Origin of the sequence: Mycobacterium tuberculosis complex sp. N0072 (assembly GCF_030323725.1) — a bacterium.
Lineage (GTDB): Bacteria > Actinomycetota > Actinomycetes > Mycobacteriales > Mycobacteriaceae > Mycobacterium > Mycobacterium tuberculosis.
Map to the genome: position 1 here is coordinate 1,311,461 of NZ_CP040689.1, position 16,765 is coordinate 1,328,225.

Consider the following 16,765-nt stretch of genomic DNA (forward strand, 5'->3'; position numbering starts at 1 on the left):
CAGTAACCGAACGCATTGCCTCAGCAGGGCCCGGAGGAAGCCTTGGCGAGGTGGACAGCAGCCCACACATAGCGGTATCTGGAAGACATGTTGAGGAGACGTCCGTGACGTACACGATCGCCGAACCCTGTGTCGACATCAAGGACAAGGCATGCATTGAGGAGTGCCCGGTCGATTGCATCTACGAGGGCGCCCGGATGCTGTATATCCACCCCGACGAATGCGTCGACTGTGGGGCTTGCGAGCCGGTCTGCCCCGTTGAAGCTATCTTCTACGAAGACGATGTGCCCGAACAGTGGAGCCATTACACCCAGATCAACGCCGATTTCTTCGCCGAGCTGGGATCGCCGGGCGGTGCGGCCAAGGTTGGCATGACCGAGAACGACCCGCAAGCGGTCAAGGATCTGGCGCCGCAGAGCGAGGACGCCTGAGCCGGCTGGGGGCAGCACCCGCTCGCGGCGGAGTGTCGGCGTCTCTGCCCGTCTTCCCCTGGGACACCTTGGCCGACGCGAAAGCGCTGGCCGGGGCCCATCCGGATGGCATCGTCGACCTCTCCGTCGGCACTCCGGTCGACCCGGTCGCACCGCTGATCCAGGAGGCGCTGGCGGCGGCCAGTGCCGCCCCTGGCTATCCGGCGACCGCCGGCACCGCACGGTTACGTGAGTCTGTGGTGGCAGCGCTGGCTCGCCGCTACGGCATCACCAGGCTGACCGAGGCGGCCGTGTTGCCGGTTATCGGCACCAAGGAACTCATCGCCTGGTTGCCGACGTTGTTGGGCCTGGGCGGTGCGGATCTGGTCGTCGTGCCCGAATTGGCATATCCGACTTATGACGTCGGCGCCCGCCTGGCCGGAACGCGGGTGCTGCGTGCGGATGCGCTGACCCAGCTGGGTCCGCAATCCCCGGCACTGCTCTACCTGAACTCGCCGAGCAACCCGACCGGACGGGTGCTGGGTGTCGACCATTTGCGCAAGGTGGTCGAGTGGGCCCGGGGCAGAGGCGTTCTCGTGGTTTCCGACGAGTGCTACCTGGGATTGGGCTGGGACGCCGAACCGGTTTCGGTGCTACATCCCTCGGTGTGCGACGGCGACCACACCGGGTTGCTGGCTGTGCACTCACTATCGAAGAGCTCATCGCTCGCCGGCTACCGAGCGGGTTTCGTCGTCGGTGACCTCGAGATCGTTGCCGAGCTACTAGCGGTGCGCAAACACGCCGGGATGATGGTGCCGGCGCCGGTACAGGCGGCTATGGTGGCCGCGCTGGACGACGACGCGCACGAAAGGCAACAGCGGGAGCGCTACGCACAACGGCGTGCCGCGCTGTTGCCGGCGCTGGGCTCCGCGGGTTTTGCGGTCGACTATTCGGACGCCGGATTGTATCTATGGGCCACTCGCGGCGAGCCGTGCCGCGACAGTGTCGCGTGGCTGGCGCAGCGGGGCATCCTGGTGGCACCGGGTGATTTCTACGGCCCGGGTGGGGCTCAGCACGTGCGGGTGGCGCTGACGGCCACCGACGAGCGGGTTGCGGCGGCGGTCGGACGGCTCACCTGTTAGCGCGAACAGACGCAACTTGCGGCCGGGTCACCGCCAGGTCGTGCGCAGCTGGGTTGTCACCGAGAGCGGGTTATCGCCGCGGAACAGATCGAGGATGGCTTGCCCTTGTGGGGAGTCTGCTGGCAGTTGTCGGGGTGGGCCGATGTGCTTTCGCCATGCCTGTGCCAGATGTTGCCGCCGATCCTTGTTTCGTGCGAACCAGCGGGGCACGGCGTGCCAGGCAACCGTGCCGGGCAGCGATAGCCCGACGACGGCACGAACCGCGAACAGCCTCCGGGCAACGGGCCGGGCGGGCGGCGTGAGGATCTTGCGTCCGATGAGGTAGCGCGGTTCGGCAAGCGGCGCCAGTAGCTCGTCGAGGGCCGCGGTGAACCGCAGGGACTGCTCGGTGGGCACGCCGTCGAGTTGACACCGGATCCAGCCTTCGGGGTCGGAGGCCAACCGTAGTGCCGCGGATCCTCGCTGTGCGCCGCCCGCGGCGTACAGCGCATCCGCGACGACGGCGGCCAGTTGCTCGAGCGCGTTGGGCGCGTGGTCCAGGCGGCGGCTTTCGGCCGCCGCAGCGGTTGCCACCAGGCCAACACCCGCCGCGACGATGGCGCCGGCCGTGCCGGCACCCGCCAGCATGCCGAGATTGGCGGAGGCAACTGCGGTGGCGGTGCTGGCGCCGACCACGGAAACGGCGGCCACGGCACCCCTTGCCAGGCGGACCGGACTGAACTGTCCCGGCACCGGTGGGGTCAATGCCGAGGCGGGGATGCGGGGTGCGGCGACCCCGAGCGGCTGGCGGGAGCGCACGCGGATGGTTGCGACGTCGACTCCTTCGTAGGGCTCGCCGATTCGCCACCAGGATCTCGCCTGGGCGCGTTCGGCGACGCGCTGCAGCGCTCGCGCCGTGATGGCGTGGGTATCGGTGACCGGAGGACCGTACGGCGACAGCGACGGATCGCAGTGCGTCACACCCGATTCGATGAGCCCCTGCGGGGTTGCCGCGTAGTACCCGTCATGTTTGCGCACCAGGCGCAGGTAGTCGGCATCACCGCGCGGGTGTTCTGTGGCGATACAGCAGACCGACCAGTTGTCCGCCACCTTGTGACCGTCCGAGGGGTCGTTGCGGATGGCGCGGCCGCGCATCTGAGTGATCGCTGCCTGGGTGGTTGCGCTCGTCAGGTCGATATTGACGTTGACCGCCGCGCAGTCCCACCCTTCACCTAGTAGCGAACGGGTGCCGACCAGGACGCGGGCGCGGCCGGCCAGGAAGTATTCGGTAGCCAGCGCGACCCACGTACGTGGCGTGAAGCCGCCGGTGCCGCGCATGACCCGCAGACTAGGGTGGGCGTCAAGCGGCTCGGCGGTGACGAGCGCGCCGCGCTCGGCGCAGAAGGCGATCAGGTCATCTTCGATCGCGGCCGGGCAGGCGAAGGTTTGACCTGTTACCAGAAGGGCGTGCAGTGGGGTGCGGCGGCGGTGATCCGACGCGGCGAGCATGGCGGCAACCAGCTGGGCCGAACCCGACTGCTCGCTGACGGGTGCGCCCTTCAGCGATGTGGGAAGGGCGCCGGTCATCGATTCGAAATCGCAGAGCACCAGCGCCCGCAACCGCGCCCCCAAGACGGCGTCCTCGGTGTCGAGGATGTGCGCGGTCGCGGCGATCTTGGATTCGGACAGCGCGCACAGTCTGTCTACTGGCGAGGTCGCGACGCGTACGCCGCGACTGGTCAGCCGGTAGCCCAGGCCGGGTAGCACCCGCTTGATCGCGGTCAGCGCGTGCGCGTCGCGCGGATCCGCGCTTTGTTGCAGGTGCCCGACGCTGAAGTCGGTCAATACGTTAACCCAGTCCTGGGCATCGGGCGCAATTCGGTGCTGCTCGCGCAGGCGCACGCCGTCGGGTAGTGGAATCAGGCCGTCGTAGGCGAAGCGCAGGCCGCTGCACGCGAGGTCGGGTTCGGCACGCTCGAACGTCGACCAGGCGATCTGATTGCCCTCGCGCGTCGCTCGATCCACGATCCGGGTGTGCAGCCACGCGGCCAACGACATGCTGCCCACCTTTTGGTCGATGAGGGCCAGCATGAGGTCGGCGAAGCGCGCCCGGTGGGTGCCGATCCAGGCCTGCTCTTCGGGCGTCGGTTGGGTCAGATAGACCAACTCTTGGTAGGGAGCCAGGTCGCCTTCCCTAACCAGAGCGGGTGTCGGGATCACGAAGTCGGCGGTGCCGAACAGCTCATCATGCAGGGTGTGCTGCCACGCGGTGAGCTCTGTGGCCGGGGTCGCCGTTAGACCGATCAGCGCGGTCTGCGCTCCGAGGACCGACGCCAACGCACTGACCAGGGCGCCCCACGTAGCTAGCAGATGGTGGCACTCATCGAGCACCAGCGTCCACGGGCCTAGCGTCGCCGCCCGCTCGATCACCGCCCTCCCGTTGGGGTGCAGGAGATCCAGCAACGCTTGCTGGTCGCGGTTGCGCAGGACTTCCCGCCGGACTGTCGAATCGGTTTCGGCGTCGATGACGGCAAGCGACTGATACGTCAGGACGTTCATCGCCGAGGCAAGGCCACGCTCGGTTCCACACTTCGATGCCGACCGGTCCGACGACGGAAAACTGTTATCCCACGCGGCGGCCCACTGCGCCTGCACCGCCGTGTTGGGAACCAACACCAAACTCCGGCGCCCCAGCCGGCGCGCTGCTTCCAGGCCGATCATCGTCTTGCCCGCACCCGGCGGCAGCACCAGATAGGCACGGTTGTCGCCGGCAGCGACGTCGGCGTCGAACGCGTCCAACGCTTGCTGTTGGTATACCCGCCAGTTGCCGGCAAAGGCCCGCGATTCCAGGTCGCGGTGAGGATCCACAAGGATTCACCCTAGCCAAGCACCCACGTTGGGCGCGAGCAGACGCAAAAGGCCCCGAATCCAACGGATTTCGGGGCCTTTTGCGTCTGCTCGCGCCCGTGCGGCTCGTGCGGATCACACGCGCGGTGCATGCTGCTGTGGCTGTCGAGCAGTGTTGCTACCTTAACTTTCCCAGGCCTACGACGTCTGGTAGCGGCATGGCAACGGCCTGTGAGTTGGCTGGATAATGTGTTCTTCGTCGTGCTGTGGCCTGCAGATTAACAAGTCCCACAACAGTTTTCCCGTTGTATCGGACCTTGCAGCATGCGATGCTTTCGTCTTGAGCCACTACCATGAAGTTAGTACGCTAAACAATCCTGAGCCCGAATGTGTTGGTAAATGGGGTTTGGGAGCATTCACCCACGGCTGGTACAGGGGGACTGCGTAGTGCGCACCGCAACCGCCACATCGGTCGCCGTTATCGGCATGGCTTGCCGGCTCCCGGGCGGCATCGATTCCCCACAACGCCTCTGGGAAGCGCTGTTACGCGGCGACGATTTGGTGGGTGAGATTCCCGCTGACCGGTGGGACGCGAACGTGTACTACGACCCCGAACCTGGTGTCCCTGGTCGATCGGTATCGCGTTGGGGCGCCTTTCTGGACGACGTCGGCGGGTTTGACTGCGATTTCTTCGGCCTGACCGAGCGGGAGGCGACCGCGATCGACCCACAGCACCGCTTGCTGCTGGAAGTGTCGTGGGAGGCTATCGAGCACGCGGGTGTGGACCCGGCGACGCTCGCTGAATCACAAACAGGTGTCTTCGTAGGACTGACACACGGCGACTACGAGCTGCTGTCCGCGGATTGCGGCGCCGCGGAAGGACCGTACGGATTCACCGGCACCAGTAACAGTTTCGCGTCCGGGCGAGTGGCCTACACACTCGGACTGCATGGCCCCGCGGTCACGGTGGACACCGCGTGCTCGTCCGGGTTGACGGCTGTGCATCAAGCCTGCCGCAGCCTGGATGACGGTGAAAGCGATCTCGCTCTTGCCGGTGGTGTGGTTGTCACGCTAGAACCGCGGAAGTCCGTCTCGGGTTCCCTGCAAGGCATGTTGTCGCCTACCGGGCGTTGCCATGCCTTCGACGAAGCAGCTGATGGCTTCGTGTCCGGTGAGGGGTGCGTGGTCCTGCTGCTGAAGCGGCTACCGGATGCGGTGCGCGACGGTGATCGTGTGCTGGCGATCGTTCGTGGCACCGCAGCCAACCAGGATGGCCGCACCGTGAATATCGCGGCGCCGTCGGCGCAGGCTCAGATCGCGGTGTATCAGCAAGCGTTGGTTGCAGCGGGCGTCGAAGCGTCGACGGTGGGGATGGTCGAAGCCCACGGCACCGGCACCCCCGTTGGAGATCCGGTCGAATACGCGAGCCTGGCCGCGGTGTACGGAACCGAGGGTCCGTGCGCGCTGACGTCGGTGAAAACAAACTTCGGTCACCTGCAGTCGGCATCGGGGCCCCTGGGGTTGATGAAGACAATCCTGGCGTTGCGGCATGGGGTTGTGCCGCAGAACCTGCACTTCTGCCGGCTGCCTGATCAGCTGGCTGAGATTGACACTGAACTCTTTGTGCCGCAAGCGAATACATCCTGGCCGGACAACACCGGACAGCCACGTCGCGCTGCGGTTTCCTCGTATGGAATGTCGGGTACCAACGTGCATGCCATCTTGGAGCAAGCGCCGGTATCAGAACCAGCGGCTTCGGGACCTGAGCTCACTCCCGAAGCCGGTGGGCTGGCGTTGTTTCCGGTGTCGGCTACCTCGGCTGAGCAACTACACGTCACGGCCGCCCGGCTGGCGGATTGGGTCGACCAGAACGGCAACGCGGGCAGTCGAGTTAGCATGCGGGACCTGGGCTACACGCTGTCCTGCCGCCGTGCACACCGACCCGTCCGGACGGTTGTGACGGCGAGCAGTTTTGACGAGCTGAGCGCGGCGCTGCGGGACGTCGCTGGCGATCAGATTCCCTATCAGCCCGCAGTGGGGCACGACGACCGCGGGCCGGTGTGGGTGTTCTCCGGGCAAGGCTCTCAGTGGCCCGGGATGGGCACTGAACTGCTGGTAGCCGAACCGGTGTTCGCCGCCACCGTCGCGGCGATGGAGCCGGTGATCGCTAGGGAGTCAGGGTTTTCGGTGACCGAAGCGATGTCGGCGCCACAGACGGTCAGCGGTATTGACCGGGTGCAGCCCACCATCTTCGCGGTGCAGGTCGCCCTGGCCGCGGCCCTGAAGTCGTATGGGGTACGTCCTGGTGCCATCATCGGGCACTCGCTCGGCGAGGCTGCGGCAGCCGTGGTCGCCGGAGCACTGTCGCTGCACGACGGATTGCGAGTCATCTGCCGGCGCTCGCGGCTGATGTCGCGCATCGCCGGTAGTGGCGCGATGGCATCGGTGGAACTGCCCGGCCAACAAGTGTTGTCAGAACTTGCGATTCGTGGGATCTCCGACGTCGTGCTCTCGGTGGTTGCCTCTCCGACCTCAACCGTCGTCGGCGGCGCCACGCAGTCGATACGTGACCTGGTGGCGGCCTGGGAGCAGCAGGATGTGCTGGCACGCGAGGTAGCTGTGGACGTCGCTTCACATACACCGCAGGTCGATCCCATCCTGGACGAGTTGCTCGAGGTCCTGGCCGAGGTCGATCCGACGGCGCCGGAAATTCCGTATTACTCCGCAACGTTGTGGGATCCGCGCGAGCGACCGTCGTTCACCGGCGAGTACTGGGTGGAAAACCTGCGGTACACGGTGCGATTCGCGGCGGCGGTACAGGCCGCGCTCAAGGACGGGTACCGAGTGTTCGGCGAGCTGGCTCCGCATCCGCTGCTCACCTACGCGGTCGAGCAGAACGCCGCCAGTCTCGACATGCCGATCGCAACGCTTGCCGCGATGCGGCGCGGGGAACAGCTGCCGTTCGGGTTGCGCGGCTTCGTCGCCGACGTGCACAACGCCGGCGCCAAGGTGGACTTCTCTGTCCAGTACCCTGATGGGCGCTTGGTGGATGCGCCATTGCCGAGCTGGACGCACCACACCCTGATGCTCAGCCGTGAGGATTCACACCGCTCGCACACCGGCGCGGTCCAGGCGGTTCATCCGCTGCTTGGGGCCCATGTGCACCTGTTGGAGGAACCGGAGCGTCACGTCTGGCAGGCCGGGGTTGGCACCGGGGCGCATCCGTGGCTCGGTGACCATCGGATACACAACGTGGCTGCGTTTCCCGGTGCGGCCTACTGTGAGATGGCATTGGCCGCGGCGCGCACCACTCTTGGCGAGCTGTCGGAGGTGCGCGACATCAAGTTCGAGCAGACGCTGTTGCTGGACGAGCAGACGGTGGTCTCATCGGCCGCGACGATCGCCGCGCCTGGGATCCTACAGTTCGCAGTCGAGAGTCATCAGGAAGGCGAGCCCGCACGGCGGGCCAGCGCGATGCTGCACGCATTGGAGGAGATGCCGCAGCCGCCCGGGTACGACACGAACGCTCTGACCGCCGCCCATGAGTCCAGCATGAGCGGTGAGGAACTGCGAAAAATGTTTAACAGCTTAGGTATTCAGTATGGTCCGGCTTTTTCAGGCCTAGTTGCGGTGCACACGGCGCGCGGGGACGTCACCACAGTGCTCGCCGAGGTCGCGCTGCCTGGAGCCATCCGATCTCAGCAGTCGGCATATGCCAGCCACCCGGCCCTGCTTGATGCGTGTTTCCAGTCGGTGCTTGTTCATCCCGAGGTCCAGAAGGCGACTGTCGGTGGTCTGATGCTGCCCGTGGGCGTGCGTAGGCTGCGCAACTATCACTCGACGCGCAGCGCGCACTACTGCCTCGCCCGGGTCACGTCATCGTCGCGAGCCGGCGAATGCGAAGCCGATCTCGACGTGTTCGACCAGGCCGGAACGGTACTTTTGACCGTCGAGGGATTACGGCTGGCCGCAGGGATTTCCGAACATGAACGCGCGAACCGGGTGTTCGACGAGCGATTGTTGACCATCGAGTGGGAGCGGGGTGAGCTGCCTGAGGTGCCGCAGATCGATGCGGGATCCTGGCTGCTGCTCAGTGCGTCCGAAGCTGATCCGCTGACCGCGCAACTCGCCGACGCGTTGAATGCCGTTGGTGCCCAGAGCACTAGCGTGGCTTCGGCGTCGGATGTCGCACAATTGCGTTCGCTGCTCGGAGGCAGGCTCACCGGTGTTGTCGTGGTGACTGGCCCGCCAACGGGTGGTTTGACACAGTGCGGCCGCGACTATGTGTCACAGCTGGTGGGTATTGCCCGCGAGCTCGCGGAGCTGCCCGGTGAGCCGCCGCGGCTGTTCGTGGTGACCAGGAGCGCGGCGAGCGTGCTGCCGAGCGATCTTGCCAACTTGGAACAGGCGGGATTGCGTGGACTGATGCGGGTGATCGATTCCGAGCATCCGCACCTGGGTGCCACCGCAATCGACGTCGACAACGACGAGACCGTCGCTGCCCTGGTGGCCAGCCAACTACAGAGCGGGTCGCAGGAGGACGAAACCGCTTGGCGCAATGGCATTTGGTACACCGCCCGGCTGCGTCCCGGTCCGTTACGCCCGGCCGAACGGCGAACCGCCGTCGTCGAATACAGACGCGACGGTATGCGCCTGCAGATCCGCACTCCCGGCGACCTCGAGTCGTTGGAGTTCGTCACATTCGACCGGGTCGCGCCGGGACCGGGCGAGATCGAGGTCGCGGTGACCGCATCGAGTGTCAACTTCGCCGACGTTCTGGTCGCTTTCGGGCGGTATCCCACCTTCGAGGGCTACCGACAGCAGTTGGGCATCGACTTCGCCGGTGTGGTGACCGCGGTCGGGCCGGATGTCACCGAGCATCGGATCGGTGATCACGTCGGCGGCATGTCCGCCAATGGCTGCTGGAGCACATTCGTCAGATGCGATGCCCGGCTGGCGGTGACGCTCCCGCCCGAGCTGCCGGTGGCCGCCGCCGCCGCGGTACCGACCGCCTCCGCGACGGCTTGGTACGCCCTGCACGATCTGGCTCGCATCTGCTCGGACGACAAGGTGCTGATTCACTCGGGGACCGGTGGTGTCGGGCAGGCGGCGATCGCGATCGCACGGGCCGCCGGATGCGAGATCTTCGCCACCGCGGGCAGTGCCCAGCGGCGACAACTGCTGCACGACATGGGTGTCGAGCATGTCTACGACTCACGGAGCACCGAGTTCGCCGAGCAGATCCGAGGCGACACCGATGGGTATGGTGTCGACGTCGTACTCAACTCGCTGCCCGGCGCCGCACAACGTGCTGGGATCGAATTGCTGGCCTTTGGCGGGCGATTCGTGGAGATCGGCAAACGTGACATCTACGGCGACACTCGGCTCGGGTTGTTCCCGTTCCGCCGCAACCTGTCGCTGTATGCCGTCGACTTGGCGCTGCTGACACACAGCCACCCGCACACCGTCCGGCGCCTGCTGAAAACCGTCTACCAACACACGGTCGAGGGCACGCTGCCGGTGCCGCAGACCACGCACTATCCCATTCACGACGCTGCCGTTGCCATTCGTTTGGTCGGCGGAGCCGGGCACACCGGAAAAGTGGTGCTCGATGTGCCGCGTACCGGTGAAGGCGTGGCCGTGGTGCCCCCCGAACAGGTCCGCACGTCCCGGCCCGACGGCGCCTATCTCGTCACCGGTGGTTTGGGCGGCCTCGGCCTGTTCCTTGCCGGCGAGCTGGCGGCGGCGGGCTGCGGACGCATCGTGCTCAACTCCCGTTCGACGCCCAGCCCGCACGCCACCAGGGTCATCGAGCGGCTCCGCGCCGCCGGTGCTGATATCCAGGTGGAATGCGGTGACATCGCTGATGCCGCAACGGCCCACCGAGTGGTGGCGGTGGCCACCGCCTCGGGCTTGCCGGTGCGCGGCGTGCTGCACGCGGCGGCGGTGGTCGAGGACGCTACGTTGGCCAATGTCACCGACGAACTTATCGACCGCTGTTGGGCGCCGAAGGTACACGGCGCGTGGAACATTCATCGGGCCACCGCCGCGCAGCCACTGGAGTGGTTCTGCTTGTTCTCCTCGGCCGCGGCCTTGGTGGGCTCGCCGGGTCAAGGCGCATATGCGGCGGCCAACAGCTGGTTGGACGCTTTTGCCCACTGGCGGCGGGCGCAGGGCCTTCCGGCTACCTCAATCGCCTGGGGAGCATGGGCCGAGATTGGCCGCGCTACCGCGCTGGCCGAAGGCACCGGCGCAGCGATCGCGCCCGCCGAGGGTGCTCGAGCCTTCCAGACGCTGCTTCGCTACGGCCGGGCGTACTCCGGCTATGCCCCGATCATGGGTACCCCATGGTTGACGGCCTTTGCGCAACGTAGCCGATTTGCCGAAGCGTTCCACGCCACGGGCCAAAATCAACCGGCCACCGGGAAATTCCTCGCCGAACTGGGCAGCTTGCCCCGCGAAGAGTGGCCCCGCACAGTCAGGCGGTTGGTATCGGACCAGATCAGCCTGCTGCTGCGGCGAACCATTGATCCGGACCGGCCGCTGTCCGACTATGGTTTGGATTCCTTGGGCAACTTGGAGTTGCGGACCCGCATCGAAACCGAAACGGGTATACGCGTCAGTCCCACAAAGATCACCACGGTTCGCGGCTTGGCCGAGCACGTGTGCGACGAGCTGGCAGCCGCCCAATCTGCGCCGGTCTGATGACGGCCCGGGTGAAGTCGTTGCGGAAGTTTGAGATCGAGCCGAGGAGGGCATGTTGCGGGTTGGACCGTTGACAATAGGCACGCTGGACGACTGGGCGCCGAGCACGGGTTCGACTGTGTCATGGCGACCTTCGGCTGTCGCGCACACGAAAGCGTCGCAGGCGCCGATCAGCGATGTTCCGGTCAGTTATATGCAGGCGCAACATATTCGGGGCTATTGCGAGCAAAAGGCAAAGGGACTCGACTACTCGCGGTTGATGGTCGTCAGCTGCCAGCAGCCCGGCCAGTGCGATATCCGGGCGGCCAACTACGTGATCAACGCCCATCTCCGACGGCACGATACCTATCGCAGCTGGTTCCAATACAACGGCAACGGACAAATAATCCGGCGTACGATCCAGGATCCCGCCGACATCGAGTTCGTACCAGTTCATCATGGTGAGCTCACGCTGCCGCAAATTCGCGAGATCGTGCAGAACACGCCGGATCCCCTGCAATGGGGTTGTTTTCGGTTTGGGATCGTACAAGGCTGCGACCATTTCACATTCTTTGCAAGTGTGGATCATGTGCATGTGGACGCGATGATCGTCGGTGTCACGCTCATGGAGTTCCACCTGATGTACGCAGCGGTGGTGGGCGGCCATGCCCCTCTCGAGCTACCGCCGGCAGGCAGCTACGACGACTTCTGCCGCCGACAACACACGTTCAGCTCCACCCTCACGGTGGAGTCGCCCCAGGTTCGCGCCTGGACGAAGTTCGCCGAAGGTACTAACGGTAGCTTTCCTGATTTTCCACTCCCACTTGGTGACCCATCGAAACCCAGTGACGCGGATATTGTCACCGTGATGATGCTCGATGAAGAGCAGACGGCTCAATTCGAGTCCGTCTGCACGGCTGCCGGCGCTCGGTTCATCGGTGGCGTACTAGCCTGCTGCGGCCTGGCTGAACACGAGTTGACCGGTACGACAACCTATTACGGACTAACGCCGCGCGACACGCGCCGCACTCCAGCGGATGCCATGACCCAAGGTTGGTTCACCGGCCTAATTCCGATCACCGTCCCCATCGCCGGCTCGGCGTTCGGCGATGCCGCCCGAGCCGCGCAGACCTCGTTCGACTCGGGCGTGAAGCTCGCCGAAGTACCCTACGACCGCGTCGTCGAATTGTCGTCCACGCTAACCATGCCACGACCGAACTTTCCCGTCGTCAACTTCCTCGACGCAGGCGCGGCTCCGCTTTCGGTACTGCTCACCGCGGAGTTAACCGGTACGAACATAGGAGTGTACAGCGACGGTCGCTACTCTTATCAACTGTCCATCTACGTCATCCGCGTCGAGCAGGGGACGGCAGTGGCGGTCATGTTCCCCGACAACCCGATCGCCCGGGAATCGGTTGCCCGCTACCTGGCAACGCTGAAGTCTGTGTTCCAACGAGTCGCCGAGAGCGGGCAGCAGCAGAATGTTGCCTGATTCATTCCCGGTGGTGAACCCATCTTCGCGCGGCTAGGTGAACTCGTCGCCCGGCGGCCTTGGGTTGTGGTCGGCTGTTGGGTCGCGCTCGCCCTGGTACTGCCGATGGCGGTGCCTTCACTGGCGGAGATGGCTCAGCGACATCCCGTCGCGGTCCTGCCTGCCGACGCGCCCTCCAGCGTCGCTGTTCGCCAGATGGCCGAGGCGTTCCACGAATCCGGCTCCGAGAATATCTTGGTAGTGCTGCTCACCGACGAGAAAGGCTTGGGAGCGGCGGACGAAAACGTCTACCACACATTGGTGGATCGTCTGCGAAACGACGCTAAAGACGTCGTGATGCTGCAGGACTTCCTGACTACTCCGCCATTGCGTGAGGTGCTCGGTAGTAAAGATGGCAAGGCATGGATTCTGCCGATCGGTCTCGCGGGCGACCTGGGTACACCCAAGTCCTACCACGCTTACACCGACGTCGAACGCATCGTGAAACGAACTGTGGCCGGAACCACGTTGACGGCAAACGTGACAGGACCCGCAGCCACGGTGGCAGACCTGACCGACGCTGGGGCTCGGGATCGGGCTTCAATCGAGCTGGCGATCGCCGTGATGTTGCTAGTCATCTTGATGGTCATCTATCGCAACCCGGTTACCATGCTGTTGCCCCTGGTGACGATTGGCGCATCCTTGATGACCGCGCAGGCGTTGGTTGCCGGCGTGTCGCTCGTCGGCGGTCTAGCCGTATCCAATCAAGCGATCGTGTTGCTCAGCGCAATGATCGCTGGTGCGGGAACGGATTACGCCGTTTTCCTAATCAGCCGCTATCACGAGTATGTGCGGCTCGGTGAGCATCCCGAGCGTGCCGTCCAGCGGGCGATGATGTCCGTCGGGAAGGTGATCGCCGCGTCCGCGGCAACGGTCGGAATCACCTTCCTCGGCATGAGATTCGCCAAACTCGGTGTGTTCTCAACGGTTGGCCCGGCTCTGGCGATCGGGATCGCGGTGTCGTTCTTGGCCGCGGTCACCCTGCTGCCCGCCATCCTGGTGCTGGCCTCACCGCGCGGGTGGGTCGCACCGCGCGGTGAACGCATGGCGACATTCTGGCGGCGGGCCGGAACGCGAATAGTGCGGCGGCCCAAAGCTTATCTAGGCGCCAGCTTGATTGGTCTGGTTGCATTGGCCAGCTGCGCGAGCCTGGCTCACTTCAACTACGACGACCGCAAACAATTGCCGCCTTCGGATCCGAGTTCGGTTGGGTACGCGGCAATGGAGCACCATTTCTCGGTGAATCAGACTATTCCTGAGTACTTGATCATCCACTCTGCACACGACCTGCGAACCCCGCGCGGCCTTGCCGACCTGGAGCAGCTGGCGCAACGTGTGAGCCAGATCCCAGGCGTTGCCATGGTTCGCGGTGTGACCCGGCCAAACGGGGAAACCCTTGAACAGGCCCGGGCGACATACCAAGCCGGCCAAGTTGGCAACCGGCTGGGCGGCGCGTCGCGAATGATCGATGAGCGCACCGGCGACCTGAATCGGCTGGCATCGGGTGCCAACCTGTTGGCCGACAATCTCGGTGACGTTCGCGGTCAAGTCAGCCGGGCCGTTGCGGGTGTCCGCAGCCTTGTCGACGCCCTCGCTTACATCCAGAACCAGTTCGGTGGCAACAAAACATTCAACGAAATCGACAACGCTGCAAGGCTTGTCAGCAATATCCACGCGCTCGGTGACGCTCTGCAGGTAAACTTTGACGGTATCGCCAACAGTTTCGATTGGCTTGACTCTGTTGTCGCCGCTTTGGATACCAGCCCGGTCTGTGACAGCAACCCTATGTGTGGCAACGCGCGCGTTCAGTTTCACAAGCTGCAAACCGCACGTGACAATGGCACTCTCGACAAGGTTGTCGGCCTGGCGCGTCAGCTGCAGTCCACGCGGTCACCGCAGACCGTGTCGGCGGTGGTGAACGATCTGGGGCGATCGCTGAATTCGGTAGTCCGCTCGCTGAAATCACTGGGGTTGGACAATCCGGACGCCGCCCGGGCGCGCCTGATCAGCATGCAAAATGGAGCTAACGACCTCGCCAGCGCCGGTCGTCAGGTCGCAGACGGCGTCCAGATGCTGGTCGACCAGACCAAGAACATGGGCATCGGGCTGAACCAGGCGTCAGCCTTTCTGATGGCGATGGGCAACGATGCGTCGCAACCGTCGATGGCGGGTTTCAATGTCCCGCCGCAAGTGCTGAAGTCCGAGGAGTTCAAAAAAGTCGCCCAGGCGTTCATCTCGCCAGACGGGCATACCGTGCGGTACTTCATTCAGACCGACCTCAACCCGTTCAGCACTGCGGCCATGGATCAGGTCAACACGATCATTGACACAGCCAAAGGTGCACAGCCAAATACCTCCCTGGCTGACGCGTCGATATCAATGTCGGGTTACCCGGTCATGCTGAGGGACATCCGCGATTACTACGAGCGCGATATGCGGCTCATCGTCGCTGTGACCGTCGTCGTGGTGATCCTGATCCTCATGGCACTGCTGCGTGCGATAGTGGCGCCGCTGTACCTGGTCGGTTCGGTGGTCATCTCGTACATGTCGGCGATCGGGCTTGGTGTGGTGGTGTTCCAGGTGTTCCTGGGGCAGGAATTGCACTGGAGTGTGCCCGGCCTAGCGTTTGTGGTGCTGGTCGCCGTGGGTGCGGACTACAACATGCTGCTGGCGTCGCGGTTGCGGGACGAGTCGGCATTGGGAGTGCGTTCCAGCGTGATTCGCACGGTGCGTTGCACGGGCGGAGTGATCACGGCAGCGGGTCTGATATTTGCCGCTTCGATGTCCGGCCTGCTGTTCTCCAGCATCGGAACCGTCGTCCAAGGCGGCTTCATCATTGGGGTCGGGATCCTGATAGACACGTTCGTGGTGCGGACCATCACCGTGCCTGCCATGGCCACGCTGCTCGGACGCGCAAGTTGGTGGCCCGGACACCCTTGGCAGCGGTGCGCACCCGAAGAAGGCCAGATGTCAGCCCGGATGTCAGCGCGCACGAAGACGGTATTTCAAGCCGTGGCAGACGGATCAAAGCGGTAGTGTTTAGCCGCCGAAGGCGGGGGAGCCCAGTAAGCCGCGGGCACCTTCCACGATCGAGCCCGGAGCGGTCAGCGGATCCAGGCCTCGCACCGGATCCACGGAGACCGGCCGGGTGAACCAATTGTCGTTGCGTGCATAGGCCGCGTCGATCTGTGGTTGCAGCACACTGTCGATTTGATCGACTTCGGCGTCGGACATGCCGAGGTAACGCAGCGGCAAGGTCAACGGGAGGTGGTTCACGGGGACCAGATACGTCGTCGTGGTAGCGCCTCGTGAGTTGACGGTGGTCCTGATGTTCTGCGGGGGTACGTCACCGGGTCCGGTGAACCCGATTGGGGTGTGCGCGATGGCAGCGCCGATGGCCGCATTGGCGACCGCTAACAGATTGTCCGGCCGGTCCGGGAAGTCGCTGAAGCCGTCGTATGCGGTGACGACATGGTTGGTGTCGTACTGGCTATCCACCTGCTGGGGCATCGTATATTCGATGAAGGGAATCGGAATGTGGCTACCGGGGGGAAAAATTCGGGCCAGGAAGCTCGCTCCGAACGCATGACGTCCGGTGGGGTCGCCGAACGTCGTGAACTGCAGCTTGTCCGGTGCAGGTGCCGTCGGGTCGTTGGCGAGCCGCGCCTGCTCCTGGTCGAGCACGAGGGAACCCTGGGATAGGCCGACGGCCGCGGCTGGATCGGTTCCGTGATGAATTGCGTTATCAAGGCTGTTTGTCCCATCTTTGACCGCCACGCCCACCGTCATGTTGTCTTGGTGGCTCCCTGGCGGCAAAAGCATGGTGGGCCACCAGCTGAAGGCCGCTCCGGCGGGATAGTCGATGAGATCGTGCTTTGCGTTTGGGAAATATTGAGAGCCAGCCTGGTTCGTGTACTCGTACCAGGGAATGCCCGGCATTCGCGCGCCCCCGAGGGCGTAGACGACTTTGGCGGTTGAAGCGTCGCCCACCGGAGAGGGGGACGGAGGTGGCCCAGGAGCCCACGGGTACGCGGGTTCGCTTGCCGCAATAGCGGTTCCGAATCCACCGGCCCAACCCACGAGCCAGACCGCGAATGCTCCCGCAATCACTCGCTTCATCTGCCTCTGCATCGAGAATCGCGTGCGTGAAAGCATAGGAAAGCAGCTATCGT

7 protein-coding genes are annotated in these 16,765 nt (G+C 64.6%); 5 read left to right on the forward strand and 2 right to left on the reverse strand.

The features are described from left to right. The first annotated feature begins 104 nt into the window (after positions 1 to 104). Positions 105 to 431, forward strand: coding sequence for a ferredoxin (fdxA, locus tag FF952_RS06290; RefSeq protein WP_003406185.1), 327 nt, complete (start codon positions 105 to 107; stop codon positions 429 to 431). Between the two features lie 32 nt (positions 432 to 463). Continuing rightward, positions 464 to 1,552, forward strand: a complete 1,089-nt coding sequence (gene dapC / locus FF952_RS06295; RefSeq protein ID WP_003903345.1) for a succinyldiaminopimelate transaminase — start codon at positions 464 to 466, stop codon at positions 1,550 to 1,552. A gap of 27 nt (positions 1,553 to 1,579) precedes the next feature. Here the strand turns inward: dapC and FF952_RS06300 are convergent, their stop codons facing one another. Next, on the reverse strand, positions 1,580 to 4,399 hold the full coding sequence (locus FF952_RS06300) for a DEAD/DEAH box helicase family protein (protein ID WP_003406189.1): 2,820 nt from the start codon (positions 4,397 to 4,399) through the stop codon (positions 1,580 to 1,582). A gap of 426 nt (positions 4,400 to 4,825) precedes the next feature. Here FF952_RS06300 and pks2 point away from each other — a divergent pair, with 426 nt between their 5' ends. From pks2 to mmpL10, 3 genes are read left to right on the forward strand one after another with little or no spacing between them, the layout of a single operon-like run. Next, complete coding sequence (gene pks2 / locus FF952_RS06305; RefSeq protein WP_015631277.1) at positions 4,826 to 11,083, forward strand: sulfolipid-1 biosynthesis phthioceranic/hydroxyphthioceranic acid synthase; 6,258 nt, start codon at positions 4,826 to 4,828, stop codon at positions 11,081 to 11,083. 52 nt (positions 11,084 to 11,135) lie between these two features. Continuing rightward, positions 11,136 to 12,554 carry an acyltransferase PapA3 gene (gene papA3 / locus FF952_RS06310; protein WP_003903349.1) on the forward strand — a complete coding sequence of 473 codons (1,419 nt, stop codon included), beginning with the start codon at positions 11,136 to 11,138 and terminating at the stop codon, positions 12,552 to 12,554. A gap of 21 nt (positions 12,555 to 12,575) precedes the next feature. Continuing rightward, positions 12,576 to 15,629, forward strand: coding sequence for an RND transporter MmpL10 (gene mmpL10 / locus FF952_RS06315; protein ID WP_256381313.1), 3,054 nt, complete (start codon positions 12,576 to 12,578; stop codon positions 15,627 to 15,629). Positions 15,630 to 15,632: 3 nt separating this feature from the next. Here mmpL10 and chp2 read toward each other — a convergent pair whose 3' ends face one another. Next, on the reverse strand, positions 15,633 to 16,712 hold the full coding sequence (gene chp2 / locus FF952_RS06320) for a diacyltrehalose acyltransferase Chp2 (RefSeq protein ID WP_003406195.1): 1,080 nt from the start codon (positions 16,710 to 16,712) through the stop codon (positions 15,633 to 15,635). Positions 16,713 to 16,765: the final 53 nt, after the last annotated feature.

Bases quoted from the DNA above. Each gene is read 5' to 3' on its own strand.
- papA3 (WP_003903349.1), top strand. From the start codon at position 11,136: ATGTTGCGGGTTGGACCGTTGACAATAGGCACGCTGGACGACTGGGCG.
- chp2 (WP_003406195.1), bottom strand. From the start codon at position 16,712: ATGAAGCGAGTGATTGCGGGAGCATTCGCGGTCTGGCTCGTGGGTTGG.